The following is a 13,642-nucleotide window of genomic DNA, read 5'->3' on the forward strand; positions in this document are numbered from 1 at the left end:
ACGGCCGTCCGGTCCGCCCTGCAGCACGCAAACGGACGCCAGCGAGGCGTAGCGGAGCGTTGCCCAGGGCAGAACAGTTCACGTTCCGTAGCGGCCATGGTGCGCGCGTGAGAGGGCGGCGGCGCCCTGGCAGGCGAGAGTGGCGGCATCGTCTGCGTACTGGGGGATGTCGTCGGGCCATTTCGAAGTCGGCTGGAGGATCAGCAGCGAGACGGCACCGTGCAGGCACGCGCAGATCGCCCGGGTCAGCGCCGTCACATCGCCGCGGAACACGCCGGCGTCGGCGCATCGCTGCACCGTTTCCCGTAGGAATCGGAAGCAGGCGTCGGCGACCTGCTCAGTGGCGGCTGTCGCGGGTCCGGTCGCGACCAGACGGTAGCGCAGGGGATGGTCGAGCCCGAACCTGATGTAGGCGACACTGCGCTGGTGGAGTTCGGCAAACGGGTCGGTGGTCTGGGCGCTGATGCTCAGCATCCGTCGGCCGAGCTCGTCCCAGACCCCGAGGCACACGGTGTGCAGCAGTTCCAGTCGGTTGTCGAAGTGCAGATACACCGAGGGGGTGCTGACCCCGACAGCCTGTGCCACCGCGCGGATGGTCACGCCGTCCTCGCCGGCGTCGTCGAGCAGCGTGCCGGCCGCTTCGATGAGCTCGTCCCTCAGTCGGCCGCCGTGGCCTCGCTTGGCGCGACTGCGCCGACGGCCTTCGGTTGCGCTGGCGCGGCCGTCGGCCGTGGTCTGGCCGGGTTCCTTAGTCATGGCGCCTCCGGAGGGCGACGAGTTGAGTGACGCGGGTACAGAGCCGGTCCTTGTCATCCCTGATGTCGATTTCCACGGCGACCGTTGACTTGCCGACGTGCAGCGGGCGGGAGGTCGCGAAGGCGCCGGTGCCGTGTACGGGCCGCAGGAAGTGGGTGGTGGATTCCATGGTCGCGGGGACGGTGTCGGCGGTCCCGTTCAGCGTGGCGCACACGGCGCCGGCTACATCGGCCAGCCCCATCAGTGCCCCGCCGTGCATCGCGGCGCCGACGGTGGACTGCTCGGGCGTGTAGGCGAGTTGCGCGGTGACAGCGTCGGCCTTGAGGGCTCCGAAGCGTATCCCGAGCGTCCTGGCGAACGGCGCCAAGGTGTAGACGTCTTGCTCGGTGATGGTCATCGCGGGCCCCTCAGGTTGTCGCCGTTAAGTTAACGGTGACATGTTATGTGGGCGTCACGGTTCGTGTCCACGCCTGTGGCGCGAGGCAGCAGGGCTGTGCAGTCTTCCGGTGCCGATCGGAGGCGTGCTGAGAGACGCCGAGCTGTCACTCGGATGAGACACCTGCCGAACCGGACACCGCGGCGGAGTGGCCGATGGCGGGATCACCGGGAGGTGATCGATGCCATCGCCTGGAAGTTCCAGACAGGCTCACAGTGGGTGCACCTGCCCGAGCAATATGGCTCGTGGAAGGGGTCTACACCCGGCTGCGGAGCTGGGCGATCGACGGCACGTGGGAGCGGGTCTTCACTACCCTCCTCGCCCAGGCCGACGCCGACGAAGACCTGGACTGGGTGGCCGCTGTGGACTCCATCATCGTCCGCGCCCACCAGGACGCCGCCGGGGCCCGTAAAAAGGGGCGCCCGCCAAGGAGCCGCACCATCATGCCCTCGGCCGGTCCCGCGGCGGGCTGACCACCAAGATTCACCTTGCGGCCGACAGTCAGTGCCGGCCGATGGCCTTTGTTCTCACCCCGGGACAGGCCGGGGACGCACCGGTTTCCGAGTCCGTGATGGCCGAGTTGCGGGTGCCCAGGGCAACGGGCAGACCCCGCACTCGCCCTGAGACAGTCCTGGCGGACAAGGCGTACTCCTCTCGCGCCATCCGTGATCACCTGCGACGACGCAGTATCCGCGCCGTCATCCCTACGCCCGCTGACCAGCGGAACAACCGCAAACGCCGCGGCAGCCGGGGCGGACGGCCTCCGGCCTTCGACCGAGAGGCATACAAGCAGCGCAACACCGTCGAACGCTGCATCAACCGCCTGAAGCAATGGCGCGGCATCGCCAGCCGATACGAGAAGACGGCCACCGTCTACCTTGCCGGGCTGCACCTCGCAGGTATCTTCCTGTGGTCGGCACGCTGATCCGCGATGCGCTAGTCGGCTGTGACACCCCAGTAGGCGATCTCGGTGGGCTGACCGTCGCGGTAGAGCACCGTGCAATTACCGCAGGCGCGCCCGGGGTAGGGCAGCCGCTCGGTTTCCAGGGCATTGACCCACTCGGCATGAGTGGGCCGGCCGCTGGGAGCCCACGTCCGCACCTCGCCGTCGGTCAACGGCCGCATGAAAGGCCCCCACTCGGTATCAGTGGGGTCGACGATGTGGATGAGGTCCAGCACTGTGCCGGTGCCACCGGTGAGGATGTACTCCGTCCACTCCTCGTCCTGCCATAGCTCTTCTATGGTGCGGCCCTCGAAACCGTGGTTGTCCTTCGCCAGTCCTGCTCCTGAGCCTGCCGGAATGCCGCCGTCAGATTGTCCTGATACGGGACTGTCTGCCACCACGCGTTGCCACCCAAGGCTGATGCCTTCCCATCCGAACCGTTCGATCAGTGCGCAGCGTAGAGGTTGGCACCGACAGCAACCGCTCTGCGCTTGATCCATAAGAGAGGGCCTAGTGGCGGCCTAGTGGCGGGCTATCACCGCCTCCACAACCAGCGTGAGCGCGAGGAACCGACGAAATGGGGCCCGCAAGGTGACGAGAAGCGCCTCACTTGAGGAGCACCAGCCAGCCCGGCTCCACGCCGTCAATCGTGGTGATAGCTGAGCCGGTGACCCAGATACTGGTCGGCTGTTGTCCTGTCGGGATCTGGAAGACCCCGTGCGCCGGTCCCCGGCTGCCCGGGTTGAGCCCGAACGTCGGTCCCGTCTGTCCTTTATCGAAGTAGTACTGCGCATAGTCCAAGGCGTAGTCGGCGTCCTCCTGCGGCTGGGTGTAACGGGTGTCGCCGACGTTCAGGCTCACCGAGCCGTCGGCGTTCCAGACCGCCTCGCTCTTGCCGGCGTTGAGCGCGTCTATGGCCACGACGCAGAACTGTTTGCCGGCCTCGGGTGTGGGAGTGGGGGTGGGCGAGCCGACCGACTCGGCTGCATGGGCCATGACGGCGGGGTCCAGCGGCTTGCCGCAGGTCACGCTGCGTACGGTGAACTGCCAACGGTCTGGATCGTCGGCGGGGTCGCTATACACGACCGTCACGGTGAACGGCTCCCCCGTCCGTACCGTGCCGAGCACCTCCGCCCCCGGCGGCGCTCCGGCCGTGGGGGCGACGGGGGCTGTGGGGGTGTCTGGGGCTGTGGTCCCTTTCGAAGCCTGGTCGGAGTTGTCGGAACAGGCGGCCATGACCACGAGCAATACAGCTGCGGCGACGGTGCGGGACACCTTGAGACGCGCATCCATGCCCTCATGCTCACGCTGTTGCCACCAGAGCGCACGCCCACAGCTGAGAACCCATCTTTGACGCTCTGCTGATCTCGTATACAAGCCCCGGTGGAGTGCTCGGTGCACACAGACCCCGCTCTTCGCAGTGACGCGGCAATTCTGCCGCTGTCGGGCGGGCCGGGGTTCCCCATTCACGGCGGGGCCGTGCTCCGGCCTGGCAGGGGGTGGGCACAGTGCCCAGTACGGAGAAGATCGGCAACGTCAGCGTCCAGTCGATCGTCCTCACTCCGTCGTCGGCATCCGCAGCAAGCGAATGGGAGTGCTACGGCACCGAGGTCAAGCGCTGCGCCACCGTCTGGTGGGACGAGACCGCCGATACCTACCGAGCGCGGGCGAAGATCACCGACGTCGCCGGTGGCGGCAGCTACCAGGTCAAGGTCACCAACGTGAAGCTTCAGAACTTCAGCAACACCGCCGACGGCTGGGCCTGGGTGACGGTGCGCTCCGCGACTGACTACGACGGCTGGCATGGCACCGAGGACTGGGCCGGCACCAGCACCGTCAACCCGTGTAACTGGCGAAACCCGACTTTCCGCGTGGTGGCGACGTTCAGTTGGAGGGGCGCGTCCTCCGGTGAGAAGACCTGGAGTCCCAACCAGTCGTGGGGCCACTTCTGTGACTGACCCGCCGAACGCGTCCGTCCCACACCGACCGGTGCGGGGCGGACGTGTTTCCCTCGGCGTCTTCTCCGACCGAATCGCGCTGATCGGACTCGTCGGGGCGGTGCGGGCCGAGCAGAACGATGAGCGGACCGAAGCTCACCGCACATGGGCCTCGATGCCCTGGCCGTCGACGATTGTTAGGGCCAGGCAGCCCAGGAAGACGCTCCACGCCTTTCCCTCGCGCGGCTGCTTGCAGCACTTGCCCTGTGGTCCGCTGTGCGGGTCCTCCCCAGCACAGCGGGCGTTGTCAGTGCTCCCGTGTACGTTGCTCCTCGGTACGCCAACACCCCAGTTTGTAGGCGGATTTGGCATGTCCTGACGCCTACCGACTCGCACAGACCCACGCACGGGCCGGTGCGACAGCTGGCTAAGCGTCCACGTTCCCGACCTGTCCCACGAGCGTGGATACCCTCACATGCTCGGTGAACCGCTCGTCCGCGGGAAGTGCCTGCCGGATACGTTCGGCGAAGACGGCGCGGTCGTCCGGTCCGGGCAACTGATCCGCGGGGATTGCCGAGCACACTCCGCCAAACAGCTGAGCGAAGCTCAGCTCACCGCTGTATTCGACCACCATTTCCCGCACATCGACGAAACCCGCGGACTCCAGCGCCTGCGCATACCTCCGCCGGTCGTGGCTACTGGTGCCGCAGGACGCTTCCAGCGTGGTGCCCAACCACCCTTCCAGACACCCGCGCAGAGCACGGGCCCATGCACTGTCCTGCAGCCACAGCGGCATTCCGTTCGAAATCACCGCGATGCCTCCACCTCTACGGAGCAGCGGCGACACAGCGCGGAAGAGTTCATCGTGCTGCATCCAGTGAAGCGCCTGTCCGATGACCGTCAGCGCCAGCGACCGCTCTCCCATCAGTGCCCTCAGCGCCGGAACATCGGTGTCGGCACCGAGCATCCAGGTCGCGTTCCGGATCCCCTGGGCATCGGCTGCATCCCGGGCCAGCCGCAGCATGTCCGGCTCAGGGTCCATTCCCACCACGGAACGAACCCGGGAAGCGAAGGGAAGGGCAAGCTGGCCAGTGCCACACCCCACGTCGAGCACGACATCGGCTTCCGACAACTCGAAGGCTTCTTCCAAGGCATCAAAAACCTGGGAAGGGTACCCACGCCGGAACTTCGCGTAGTACTCGGCCACAGCGCCACTGAATCCCACCGTCATACCCCCACACTGCCGGGCATCCGCCCCACCGGGAACCGCTCGCACCGGGTGATCGCTTTCCGCTGAACCTGGGACAGATCCCCCGACGACCTGGTGCAGATGCACCTTACGTACCCGAGTGACATCGAAACTCGCGACATTTAGAGGCTCACTGGTCCTCGGCTGACATCCGAACTCATCGACAAACGACACTCGTCGAGAGCTACGGGAGTGTAAATCTAACGGCGGAGCCGACGACCATGGGAGAGACGTCAAGTGACTGACATCGCCGTGAAGTTGGAGACCGTGGAGCCTGTCGAGAGTGCCCAGTCCCAGCAGCCTGCGCCCGTGTCCGACGAGCAACTGGTCGCGATGCTGGTGGAGCGGGCCCGGTCGGAGGGGCTGCAGCTGACCGGGCAGGGCGGGCTGCTGCAGCAGCTGACCAGCGGGTCTTGGAGTCTGCCCTGGAAGGTGAGATCACCGATCACCTCGGCTATGAGAAGCACGAGGCGGTGGGCCGGGGCAGCGGCAACTCCCGCAACGGGGCCGGGCCAAGACAGTGCTGACCGACGTCGGGCCGGTCGAGGTCAAAGTCCCGCGTGACACCTCGGGCACGTTCGAGCCGCAGATCGTCAAGAAGCGGCAGCGGCGGCTGACCGGAGTCGACGATCGCCTTCGAGGGCGCCTGACCCCGAGCAACAACTGATCACTCAACAACCAAGATCAGCCGTTAAATTGACGGCGCCGGTGCCGTGGAGGCGTCGAACACAAGGGAGGCCCAACGGGCATTCGAGTGTCCATAGTTGAGGAGGGGCCTTCGCGGAGGCGCCCACGCGCCCAGAACTGGAACGGTTCTTCACCGGGGATCGGGTTCACCGGCCGCGCCGTGGCCTCCGGACCGGTCGCACCACCCGTTCCCCCAACGCATTCGTCGGCCGGTAGACGGCACCGGGCTCCCCGCCGGCGAGCCACCCCTCGCTCCCGCCGTCCCTCCTCACCTGTCTGAGGGGAACCCGGCGGTGAGGTAGGCCAACAGCTGCCCCGGTGCGTCCTCCTGGAGAAGGTGGCCCGCGCCCTCAACCCAGTGCAGCTCGGCATGCGGGATGCGCTCGTGCAGCCATTCGGCGTACTCCGGGGGGAGGATGCGGTCCTCGCGACCCCAGATGAGGCGTACCGGAAGGGACATCCCGCCCAGCAAGTTCTCGTACGCGGCGGTGTCCGCCTGCCTGATCTGGCTGTACTGGCGGTAGAACGCGGCCTGCCCTGCGGCTGCCCGCCACGGTGCGAGGAACGCGTCGAGGACTTCCGGCCGTAAGCCGACGTGCGTGGTGTGCCGCAGGTGGCTGGCGACCAGCGCTTCGTGCGCGTAGTCCGGAAGCTGCTGGAAGACCTCCGCGTGCTCCAGGATGAGCTGGAAGAGCCCTCGCTCCCACTCACCGCCACTCACCGCGTCGAAGAGAGTCAGGTCCCGGTAGCTCCTCTCCTCCAGCAGCAGCGTCCGCAGTGCCACGGCCCCGCCGATGTCATGGGCGACGACGCTGGGGCAGGGCAACTCCCAGTGGTCGAGGAGCCGGGCGAAGTTCCTCGCGTGAGCCGCCAGGCTGAGGTCCTGGCCCTCGCGCTGATCCGACTGGCCGAAGCCGAGATGGTCGAAGACGAAGACCGTGCGAGTACGGGCGAGCGCTGGAGCGATGTCCCGCCAGAGAAAGGAGGAATACGGGGTGCCGTGCACCAGCACGACCGGGTCTCCGCTGCCAAGGCGCCTCCACCGCACCGTCCCGTCAGGCGTCTCGAACTCCTCGCCAAGTGTCCAATTCACCCTTGATGGTCTCCTCTTCTGCGGCCTGACCAGCACCTTTCGAAGACGAATCGGCACTGAGACGGGAAGACGGATTGGAACCAGATCGGCGCCGGGCGTCGGCATCTTGAGCGCGCCTTAAGAGGGCCGCGCCCCCTCGCCCGTCGCCTCCCGCCTTCGCCGCCTGCGGCAGCCGTCAGCCGGCTGTCCACCCGCCGTCCACGGCCAGTGCCGACCCCGTGGCGAACGAGGCGCGGTCGCTGCACAGCCACAGGGCCGCCTGGGCGATCTCTCCGGGATCTGCCATGCGTTTCTGCATCTGACGAGCGACGAAAGCCGTCCCCAACTCCGGGTAGGCCTCCACTACCTGGTTGATCATGTCTGTGCGGGTGGTGCCGACGACGAGCGTGTTGATGCGAATATCGTGTGCCGCGTACTCGGCCGCTGCGGCCCTGGTCATGCCGAGCACCGCGTGCTTCGCGGCGACGTAGGGCACAGGGGCTCCGGTGGCCCCCATGGCCGCGGTGCTGGACGTGTTGACGATCGCGCCCTTCCCCGCTTCGAGCATCACCGGGATCTGGGAACGCAGACAATTCCAGGTGCCGCTGACGTTGACGGCCATCATGCGGTCGAAGAGGGCCTGGTCGAGCTCATGCAGAGGGGACAGGTCATCGCCGGCGAAGCCTGCGTTGTTGAAGGCCGCGTCCAAGGCGCCGAAGTGCTCACGGGCCGCGTCCACGGCGCGCTGTACATCCTGGGCGACCGAGACGTCGCCCGCGCTGATCGCCGCCCGGCCGCCCGAGTCGTTTATCTCCTGGGCTAAGTGCTTCAGTACGTCCTCGCGGCGGGCCATCAGGAGGACCGCCGCTCCCTCGGCGGCGAACAGACGAGCGGCCGCTTCTCCGATACCGCTCGACGCACCCGTGATCATGACGGTCTTACCAGCCAGCATTCCATTCGTGTCACTCATACGGCGAGTAAACCTCCAGAGGCCCCTGGAGCACACCCCTTAAGCAGCCCGCCGGGTACGCGCCGTCCCCGGCAGTTCCTCAAGGTGCGATCACTGCTGGTCAGAAGTGCGATGGGATCATGCCGCAGACCATCGCGCGACTGGCGATCTCCTGGGGCTTGGTGGGCACGGTTACCTAGATTCCGCGCCTAACTGCCCAGGCCAGAGGGATGTGGCGGACTTAGGGACGTGAGGTCAGTATCGTCAACGCAGACGGTCAACTGAGAGCGGCTGGCTTGTTCACGAGATGCGGGCTCTGGCACAGATCTTGCGGAGCGGTCGCGGAGCGTCACCCCGATGTTCGACTGCGATGGGTCGGGTTGTCGACGGCCAAGTAATGCTCCACGTTCGACGGCTTGTGCGGCACGTAATTCGCGGGCGAGGACGTTGTCGAGCAACGGAGACCGTCAAGGTGTCCGAGGGGCGAGCAGGCGTCGCAGTGCCGTCGGTGTACGACCTAGGTACTGGCGCATGGTCCTGGTCATGTGTGCCTGGTCGGCGAAGCCGAGGTCTGCGGCGAGGGCGCCGAGGCTGCTCTCGCCCTCCTCCAAGCGGTCGAGGGCGCGGCCGATGCGGACGCGGTTGCGATAGCGGGTCACTGACACCCCCAGTTCGCGGCTGAAGGATCGGCTCAGGTGGTAGGGCGAGACGCCCAGCACTTCTGCGAGCGGGAGCAGTCCGTCCGAGGCCGGGTGGCCTTCGATGATCGCCTGGCGGGCCGCTGCGACGAGAGCCGCTTCGTTTCTAGGGGCTTGTGCGCCAAGCGGTGTGGGCCCAGAGACGACTTGGCCGACGGTGGTGGCGAGCAGGCCGAGCAATTCTTCCGTCAGCGCGTAGTCGACGTCCCCGGTCCGGGCGGTCGCCAGGAGCCGGCGATGGGTGAGGTCGAGGCGGGTATCGACGTACACGCTCTGTGCAGCCAGGCGCTCGACGTCGCCGGCCATGACTTGCCATAGCGTCGGCGTCAGGCTGATGGAGGTGCAGTCGTCGCCTCCGGCGGGATGGGCGAAGCGCTCTTCCTCGCCCGGCACGCCGATGTAGGCCATCGTCGCGTCGATGTCGGCGTCGGCTCCGGTTGCGCGCCTGCGGAACCGGCCACGGCGCACGAGCACCACCCGGTAGTCCTCATGTACTTCGGGCTGCGACCAGCGCGCATGGTCGTCCTGGCATGTCACAGCCGTGATGCTGAAGTCGGGTCGGGCAGCGAGAGTGGTGGTTGAGAGCACCTTTGAACGCTACGCCGAGGGTCTGACAATCACCCGCGCAAGGATGTTCAAGACGGGGACCTGCTGCCGCGAGCAGGCTGGTCGACGTGCCCGGCCCGGCCGCCCGGCCCAGTGCACCGGGGCTGCGTCGTCGGCACGGGCGGGGCACGCCACACGTCACCAGCACCCATACGAAGGGGTCATTGGCATGCCCGCTCTCGCGGAGTTCACCGCGGTCGTCATCGACTGCGCCGATCCGGCCATGCTCGCCGAGTTCTACAGGAAGGCCACCGGCTGGGAAATCACCTACAGCGACCAGGACTTCGCCTCCCTGGGCAACGGCGGTCGAATGCAGATCGCCTTCGTGCGCATCGAGGGCTACCAGGCGCCGGGCTGGCCCGACGCCCGCAAGCACGCGCACCTCGACCTCACCGTCACCGACTTGGAGAGCACCGCCAAGGAACTGCTCGCCATCGGGGCAGCGAAGCCCGAGTTCCAGCCCGGCGAGGGCAAGTGGGTGGTGCTCACCGATCCCGAGGGGCACCCGTTCTGCCTCACCACCGACGACTGACCACCCGGCAGACAGGAGAGACCCTCTATGGCTCACATCCACAAAGAATTCCTGATCGAGAGCGCCCCCGACAACGTCTGGGCGGCAGTCCGCGACGTCAGCGAGATACACCGGCGCCTGGCACCCGGCTTCGTCACAGACACGCGTCTCGAGGCGGATACCAGAGTCGTGACCTTCGCCAACGGCGTCGTGGTGCACGAGCTTCTCGTTGACATCGACGACGAAGCCCGTCGGGTCGCTTATGCGGTGGTCGGCGGGTCACTGGCCCCCAAGCACCACCACGCGTCGATGCAGGTCTTCACGGACGGCAAGGACCACAGTCGGTTCGTCTGGATCACCGATGTGACACCGGACGACCTCGCAGGCCCTATCGCCGAGATGGTCGCCCAAGGAGCACTCGCTCTATGGCGAGGATGCGGTCACTGCGCTGCGGGTGATCAAGGCCGCCCAGCGGCTCGGGTTCACGTTGGAGGAGGTCGCCGAGCTGCTGGAGGCCGACCGAGGGGCAGTTCAGAGCGTTGAGGGTTGCGACCAGCCCGGTCGTCTCGTATCGGCCGGTGAGTTCGTCGTATCCCGTGGGCGACTGCCCTGTGCGCTTGAGGTGATTGATGCCGCAGCGGCGGCAGACTCCTCCCGCCTGCCTGTACGCCACGCTTTCCCTCACCCGGCAGAGGCGTCGGGTGAGGGAAAGCATGGTCTGGTTCACCTTGGTGGGCGGATCAGGAATTCGGCTCGAACTTCCACAGCCGGTCGGCGCTCGGGTACTTGTAGGCGGTATCGAGGTAGAGGTGGTCCCACGCACCGGGGCCCACATAACTCTTGAGGGTCATTGCCAGACTCTCGTCGGTCTTCGGGCGGTATTGCCACCAGTTGGTGCCGCCGTCTGTGTCCGGGGTCGCCAGCCACAGTTGGTCGTCACTTCCGTTGCAGGTCTTGACCACGATGGTGCCCCCGCGCTGTGGCTGCGGGTCGGACGGCTGGAGGCATTTGTCGGCGGCCTCGTTCCGCACTGTGCCGTACCAGTTTCCCTGGCTGTCCTTGGTGAAGTTCGATTCCCACTGTTCTGTCTTGTATTTGTATTGGGGATCGCGGAGTGTGATCGCCTGAGCTTCCTCTCCGGTGCTGTCGTTAAGGAGCGCGAGCCGGCTTCCGTCCATCCGGTTGACCATGTCGATGTGGGGTTCGACTGAGGCCGCCTGCGGTGCGGTGGCGAGCATGGTGCAGGCGATGGTGGCGGCCAAGACGGCGGCGTTGCGAATCGAACGAGTCAGATTGGGCACAGGGAACCCCTCTTTTCGGAATACTGCGGTGAACACTAAAAAGCTTGAGGGGAGGGATTGATCTCCAACAAGGCCTAGAGGGTGGATTCACCTGCTCCAGCGACTCTCGTGATAATTGCATTTTCCAGGCGGGGAGTTGGAGCTGTACCCGCCTGGACTGTCCTTCGCCGCCTCGCTGGACTGCCTAATACTCCAGCCGTAGATCGTGATCTCGATGATAAGGGTGCCGAGGAGGCAGGTGGCCAGCGTCGATCATCTGGACGAGTCGGCCACGCCATCGGCATTGCCTGGGCGGACGACTGCTCGATTCGTCGACAACCGCTGTACCTCGGCGTGATCGGAGCCAGCGATTCCTCCCAGCGATGCTTGACGATTCTTGGGCCGCCCCTCAAACGCACCGCACCTTCGGGGTGTGCTTGTCTGGGCTGATGACGCAGCGGGAAGTGCCTCTGAAGCCCGTTCGGCCTACGCCTCTGGGAGGTCTGGGATCGTTGCTGATGCAGCGACGCAGCACACGCAGCTTCGCGGCCCGGCCCCTGAGTATCGCCCAGGTCGGCCTCATGGTGTGGGCGGCGCAGGGGCGGACTGCTGGTGAGCGCCGCTCGTGCCCGTCGGCGCACGCGTTGTATCCGCTGACACTCACAGTGGTTGCGGGCAACGTCGACGGTCTCGCCGCCGGGACTTACCAGTACGACGCCGAGCGCGATGTCCTGACTCTGATCGCCGACGGCGACCACCGCGACCGGGTCGCTGGTACCACCCTCGCCGACCACGCCTGGCTGCGGCAGGCGGCGGCACTGCTGCTGCTCAGTGGTGACCTGGAGGCGGCTATGCAACATTTCGCGGATCAGCCGCCGCTGGGGCGGCGGGGCGCGCGGTACGTGTGGCTGGAGGCCGGGCACGCCAGCCAGAACATCTACCTCCAGGCCACCGAGATCGACCTGGGGGCTGTGCTTGTCGCCGGGTTCGACGACGACCGGCTCCTTGGACTCACCCCCGCGGTCGTCCCATCCGGTCAGCACCCACTGGCACTGCTCGGCGTCGGCCATCCAGCCGATCGGCAGAGTTGAATCTCCACCTGAAGACGTGTAGTGCCGTCCGGTGCGGCCACCGTTGATCATCGGTGTGTGAAGACTGAAGATCATGCGGTGGCCGCAGGTCACAGCGTAGACCCCGCCCGCTGGCAAGAGGCGTTCGAGGGCCTGATGAGACGGATTGCAGGACGGTTCGCGCGGGTCGAGCCCCGGCGTCGGGCACGGCAGCTGGTCCTCGGGTTGCTGGCGGACCTGCCGCGCAAAAACTGCTGGACCATAGCCGAGCATGCCGGGGACGCCACCCCGGACGGACTGCAGCACCTGCTCGGCCGGGCCAAATGGGACGCCGACCTCGTACGCGACGACCTGCGCGCCTTCGTTCTGGAACATCTGGCCGACGACCAGGCCGTGCTGGTGATGGACGAGACCGGCGACCTGAAGAAGGGCACCCATACCCTTGGCGTTCAGCGCCAGTACACCGGCACCGCCGGACGCATCGAAAACGCCCAGGTCGCCGTCTACCTCACCTACACCTCCCGGCACGGACACGCGGGCATCGACCGCGCCCTCTACCTGCCCAAATCCTGGACCAGCGACCCGGAGCGATGCCGACAAGCCGCCATCCCCGCGCAGGTCGGCTTCGCCACCAAGCCGCAACTCGCCCAGCAGATGATCGAACGTGCCCTGGACACCGGAGTCCCGGCCGCATGGGCAGCCGGCGACGAGGTCTACGGCGACAACCCGAAACTACGCTCCGCCCTGGAGAGGCGGCAGCTCGGCTACGTGCTCGCGGTCTCCAGCACCCACCGCATCCCCACCCCGGCCGGACCGCAGCGCGCCGACCACCTGGCCAGGCGCATCCCGCGCCGTGCCTGGCAGAAGCTGTCCGCCGGAACCGGCGCGAAGGGTCACCGCTTCTACGACTGGGCCCAGGTCGCCATCACCACCGGTGACCTGCCCGGCCACCAGCATCTCCTGGTCCGCCGCAACCGCCGCACCGGCGAACTGGCCTACTACCGCTGCTACTCGCCCCGCCCGGTGCCGCTGTCGACCCTGGTCAAGATCGCCGGAAGCCGCTGGACGGTGGAGGAGACGTTCCAGAGCTCGAAGACCCTGGCCGGACTGGACGAGCACCAGGTCCGCCGCTGGGACTCCTGGCACCGCTGGGTCACCCTGGCTTTGGTCGCGCATGCCTTCCTCGCCGTCACCGCCGCCCTCGAACGCCCCGACCAGGCACCGGCCGATGACGGAACCAGCCCCGACGGACTGGCCCCGCTCACCTGCAACGAGGTCCAGCGCCTGTTCACCGCCCCGCTCACGCAGCCCATCCGCGACCTCGCGCACCGACTGCGCTGGTCCATCTGGCGCCGACGCCACCAGGCCCGAGCCCGCCGCAGCCACTACCGCCGACAGGCCGCCCTTCAACCATGAAGATCACGATCTACGGCTGGAGTACTAAAGGC

General features: G+C 66.9%; 13 protein-coding genes and 4 pseudogenes. 8 read left to right on the forward strand and 9 right to left on the reverse strand.

Translation table 11 applies throughout. The features are described 5' to 3' along the window. Positions 1-78 precede the first annotated feature (78 nt). Together ACGFNK_RS43650 and ACGFNK_RS43655 are read right to left on the reverse strand one after the other, a co-directional pair. The gene (locus ACGFNK_RS43650; RefSeq protein ID WP_393426314.1) at positions 79-756 is read right to left on the reverse strand and encodes a TetR/AcrR family transcriptional regulator; all 678 of its coding nucleotides are present in this window, start codon (positions 754-756) and stop codon (positions 79-81) included. Next, complete coding sequence (locus tag ACGFNK_RS43655) at positions 749-1,153, reverse strand: PaaI family thioesterase (protein WP_393426317.1); 405 nt, start codon at positions 1,151-1,153, stop codon at positions 749-751. The genes ACGFNK_RS43650 and ACGFNK_RS43655 overlap by 8 nt, the downstream gene beginning before the upstream one ends. Before the next feature lie 153 nt (positions 1,154-1,306). On the opposite strand from ACGFNK_RS43655, the pseudogene ACGFNK_RS43660 reads away from it, so the two are divergent. Next, positions 1,307-2,117 (forward strand): annotated as a pseudogene (locus ACGFNK_RS43660) (IS5 family transposase). Positions 2,118-2,128: 11 nt separating this feature from the next. On the opposite strand, the gene ACGFNK_RS43665 reads toward ACGFNK_RS43660, so the two are convergent. Both ACGFNK_RS43665 and ACGFNK_RS43670 read right to left on the reverse strand, forming a co-directional pair. Beyond that, the gene (locus ACGFNK_RS43665; RefSeq protein ID WP_393426320.1) at positions 2,129-2,536 is read right to left on the reverse strand and encodes a hypothetical protein; all 408 of its coding nucleotides are present in this window, start codon (positions 2,534-2,536) and stop codon (positions 2,129-2,131) included. Between the two features lie 205 nt (positions 2,537-2,741). Further along, positions 2,742-3,428 carry a hypothetical protein gene (locus ACGFNK_RS43670; protein ID WP_393426323.1) on the reverse strand — a complete coding sequence of 229 codons (687 nt, stop codon included), beginning with the start codon at positions 3,426-3,428 and terminating at the stop codon, positions 2,742-2,744. A 215-nt stretch (positions 3,429-3,643) separates the two neighbouring features. Here ACGFNK_RS43670 and ACGFNK_RS43675 point away from each other — a divergent pair, with 215 nt between their 5' ends. Continuing rightward, positions 3,644-4,093, forward strand: a complete 450-nt coding sequence (locus ACGFNK_RS43675) for a hypothetical protein (protein WP_393426326.1) — start codon at positions 3,644-3,646, stop codon at positions 4,091-4,093. 406 nt (positions 4,094-4,499) lie between these two features. On the opposite strand, the gene ACGFNK_RS43680 is transcribed toward ACGFNK_RS43675, so the two are convergent. Further along, complete coding sequence (locus ACGFNK_RS43680) at positions 4,500-5,279, reverse strand: class I SAM-dependent methyltransferase (protein WP_393426329.1); 780 nt, start codon at positions 5,277-5,279, stop codon at positions 4,500-4,502. A gap of 375 nt (positions 5,280-5,654) precedes the next feature. Between ACGFNK_RS43680 and ACGFNK_RS43685 the strand changes: the two are divergent. Next, positions 5,655-5,952 (forward strand): annotated as a pseudogene (locus ACGFNK_RS43685) (transposase); the annotation flags it as partial. A 324-nt stretch (positions 5,953-6,276) separates the two neighbouring features. Here the strand turns inward: ACGFNK_RS43685 and ACGFNK_RS43690 are convergent. The 3 genes from ACGFNK_RS43690 to ACGFNK_RS43700 all read right to left on the reverse strand — a co-directional run bounded on the left by ACGFNK_RS43690 (position 6,277) and on the right by ACGFNK_RS43700 (position 9,315). Next, the gene (locus tag ACGFNK_RS43690; protein ID WP_393426332.1) at positions 6,277-7,101 is read right to left on the reverse strand and encodes an alpha/beta fold hydrolase; all 825 of its coding nucleotides are present in this window, start codon (positions 7,099-7,101) and stop codon (positions 6,277-6,279) included. Between the two features lie 175 nt (positions 7,102-7,276). Beyond that, positions 7,277-8,050: an SDR family NAD(P)-dependent oxidoreductase gene (locus tag ACGFNK_RS43695; protein ID WP_393426335.1), complete on the reverse strand. Its 774-nt coding sequence runs from the start codon at positions 8,048-8,050 to the stop codon at positions 7,277-7,279. 446 nt (positions 8,051-8,496) lie between these two features. Then, positions 8,497-9,315 (reverse strand): helix-turn-helix domain-containing protein, encoded by an 819-nt coding sequence (locus tag ACGFNK_RS43700; RefSeq protein ID WP_393426338.1) that lies wholly within the window; start codon positions 9,313-9,315, stop codon positions 8,497-8,499. Between the two features lie 187 nt (positions 9,316-9,502). Between ACGFNK_RS43700 and ACGFNK_RS43705 the strand changes: the two genes are divergently transcribed. From ACGFNK_RS43705 to ACGFNK_RS43715, 3 genes and pseudogenes are all read left to right on the forward strand, one after another. Beyond that, positions 9,503-9,865: a VOC family protein gene (locus ACGFNK_RS43705; RefSeq protein WP_393426341.1), complete on the forward strand. Its 363-nt coding sequence runs from the start codon at positions 9,503-9,505 to the stop codon at positions 9,863-9,865. A gap of 27 nt (positions 9,866-9,892) precedes the next feature. Then, positions 9,893-10,201 (forward strand): annotated as a pseudogene (locus tag ACGFNK_RS43710) (SRPBCC family protein); the annotation flags it as partial. 67 nt (positions 10,202-10,268) lie between these two features. After that, positions 10,269-10,370 (forward strand): annotated as a pseudogene (locus tag ACGFNK_RS43715) (MerR family DNA-binding protein); the annotation flags it as partial. Between the two features lie 214 nt (positions 10,371-10,584). On the opposite strand, the gene ACGFNK_RS43720 reads toward ACGFNK_RS43715, so the two are convergent. Next, complete coding sequence (locus ACGFNK_RS43720) at positions 10,585-11,145, reverse strand: RICIN domain-containing protein (protein ID WP_393426344.1); 561 nt, start codon at positions 11,143-11,145, stop codon at positions 10,585-10,587. Between the two features lie 497 nt (positions 11,146-11,642). Here ACGFNK_RS43720 and ACGFNK_RS43725 point away from each other — a divergent pair, with 497 nt between their 5' ends. Both ACGFNK_RS43725 and ACGFNK_RS43730 read left to right on the forward strand, forming a co-directional pair. Next, positions 11,643-12,215, forward strand: a complete 573-nt coding sequence (locus ACGFNK_RS43725; RefSeq protein ID WP_393426347.1) for a SagB/ThcOx family dehydrogenase — start codon at positions 11,643-11,645, stop codon at positions 12,213-12,215. A 135-nt stretch (positions 12,216-12,350) separates the two neighbouring features. Beyond that, positions 12,351-13,610: an IS701 family transposase gene (locus tag ACGFNK_RS43730; protein WP_393426350.1), complete on the forward strand. Its 1,260-nt coding sequence runs from the start codon at positions 12,351-12,353 to the stop codon at positions 13,608-13,610. Positions 13,611-13,642 lie beyond the last annotated feature (32 nt).

It is taken from the genome of Streptomyces sp. NPDC048825 (assembly GCF_043198355.1).
Lineage (GTDB): Bacteria > Actinomycetota > Actinomycetes > Streptomycetales > Streptomycetaceae > Streptomyces > Streptomyces xiangluensis.

Coding starts and splice junctions, on each gene's coding strand:
- ACGFNK_RS43650 (WP_393426314.1), bottom strand. CDS start 756: ATGACTAAGGAACCCGGCCAGACCACGGCCGACGGCCGCGCCAGCGCA.
- ACGFNK_RS43655 (WP_393426317.1), bottom strand. CDS start 1,153: ATGACCATCACCGAGCAAGACGTCTACACCTTGGCGCCGTTCGCCAGG.
- ACGFNK_RS43670 (WP_393426323.1), bottom strand. CDS start 3,428: ATGGATGCGCGTCTCAAGGTGTCCCGCACCGTCGCCGCAGCTGTATTG.
- ACGFNK_RS43695 (WP_393426335.1), bottom strand. CDS start 8,050: ATGAGTGACACGAATGGAATGCTGGCTGGTAAGACCGTCATGATCACG.
- ACGFNK_RS43705 (WP_393426341.1), top strand. CDS start 9,503: ATGCCCGCTCTCGCGGAGTTCACCGCGGTCGTCATCGACTGCGCCGAT.
- ACGFNK_RS43725 (WP_393426347.1), top strand. CDS start 11,643: ATGCAGCGACGCAGCACACGCAGCTTCGCGGCCCGGCCCCTGAGTATC.
- ACGFNK_RS43730 (WP_393426350.1), top strand. CDS start 12,351: ATGAGACGGATTGCAGGACGGTTCGCGCGGGTCGAGCCCCGGCGTCGG.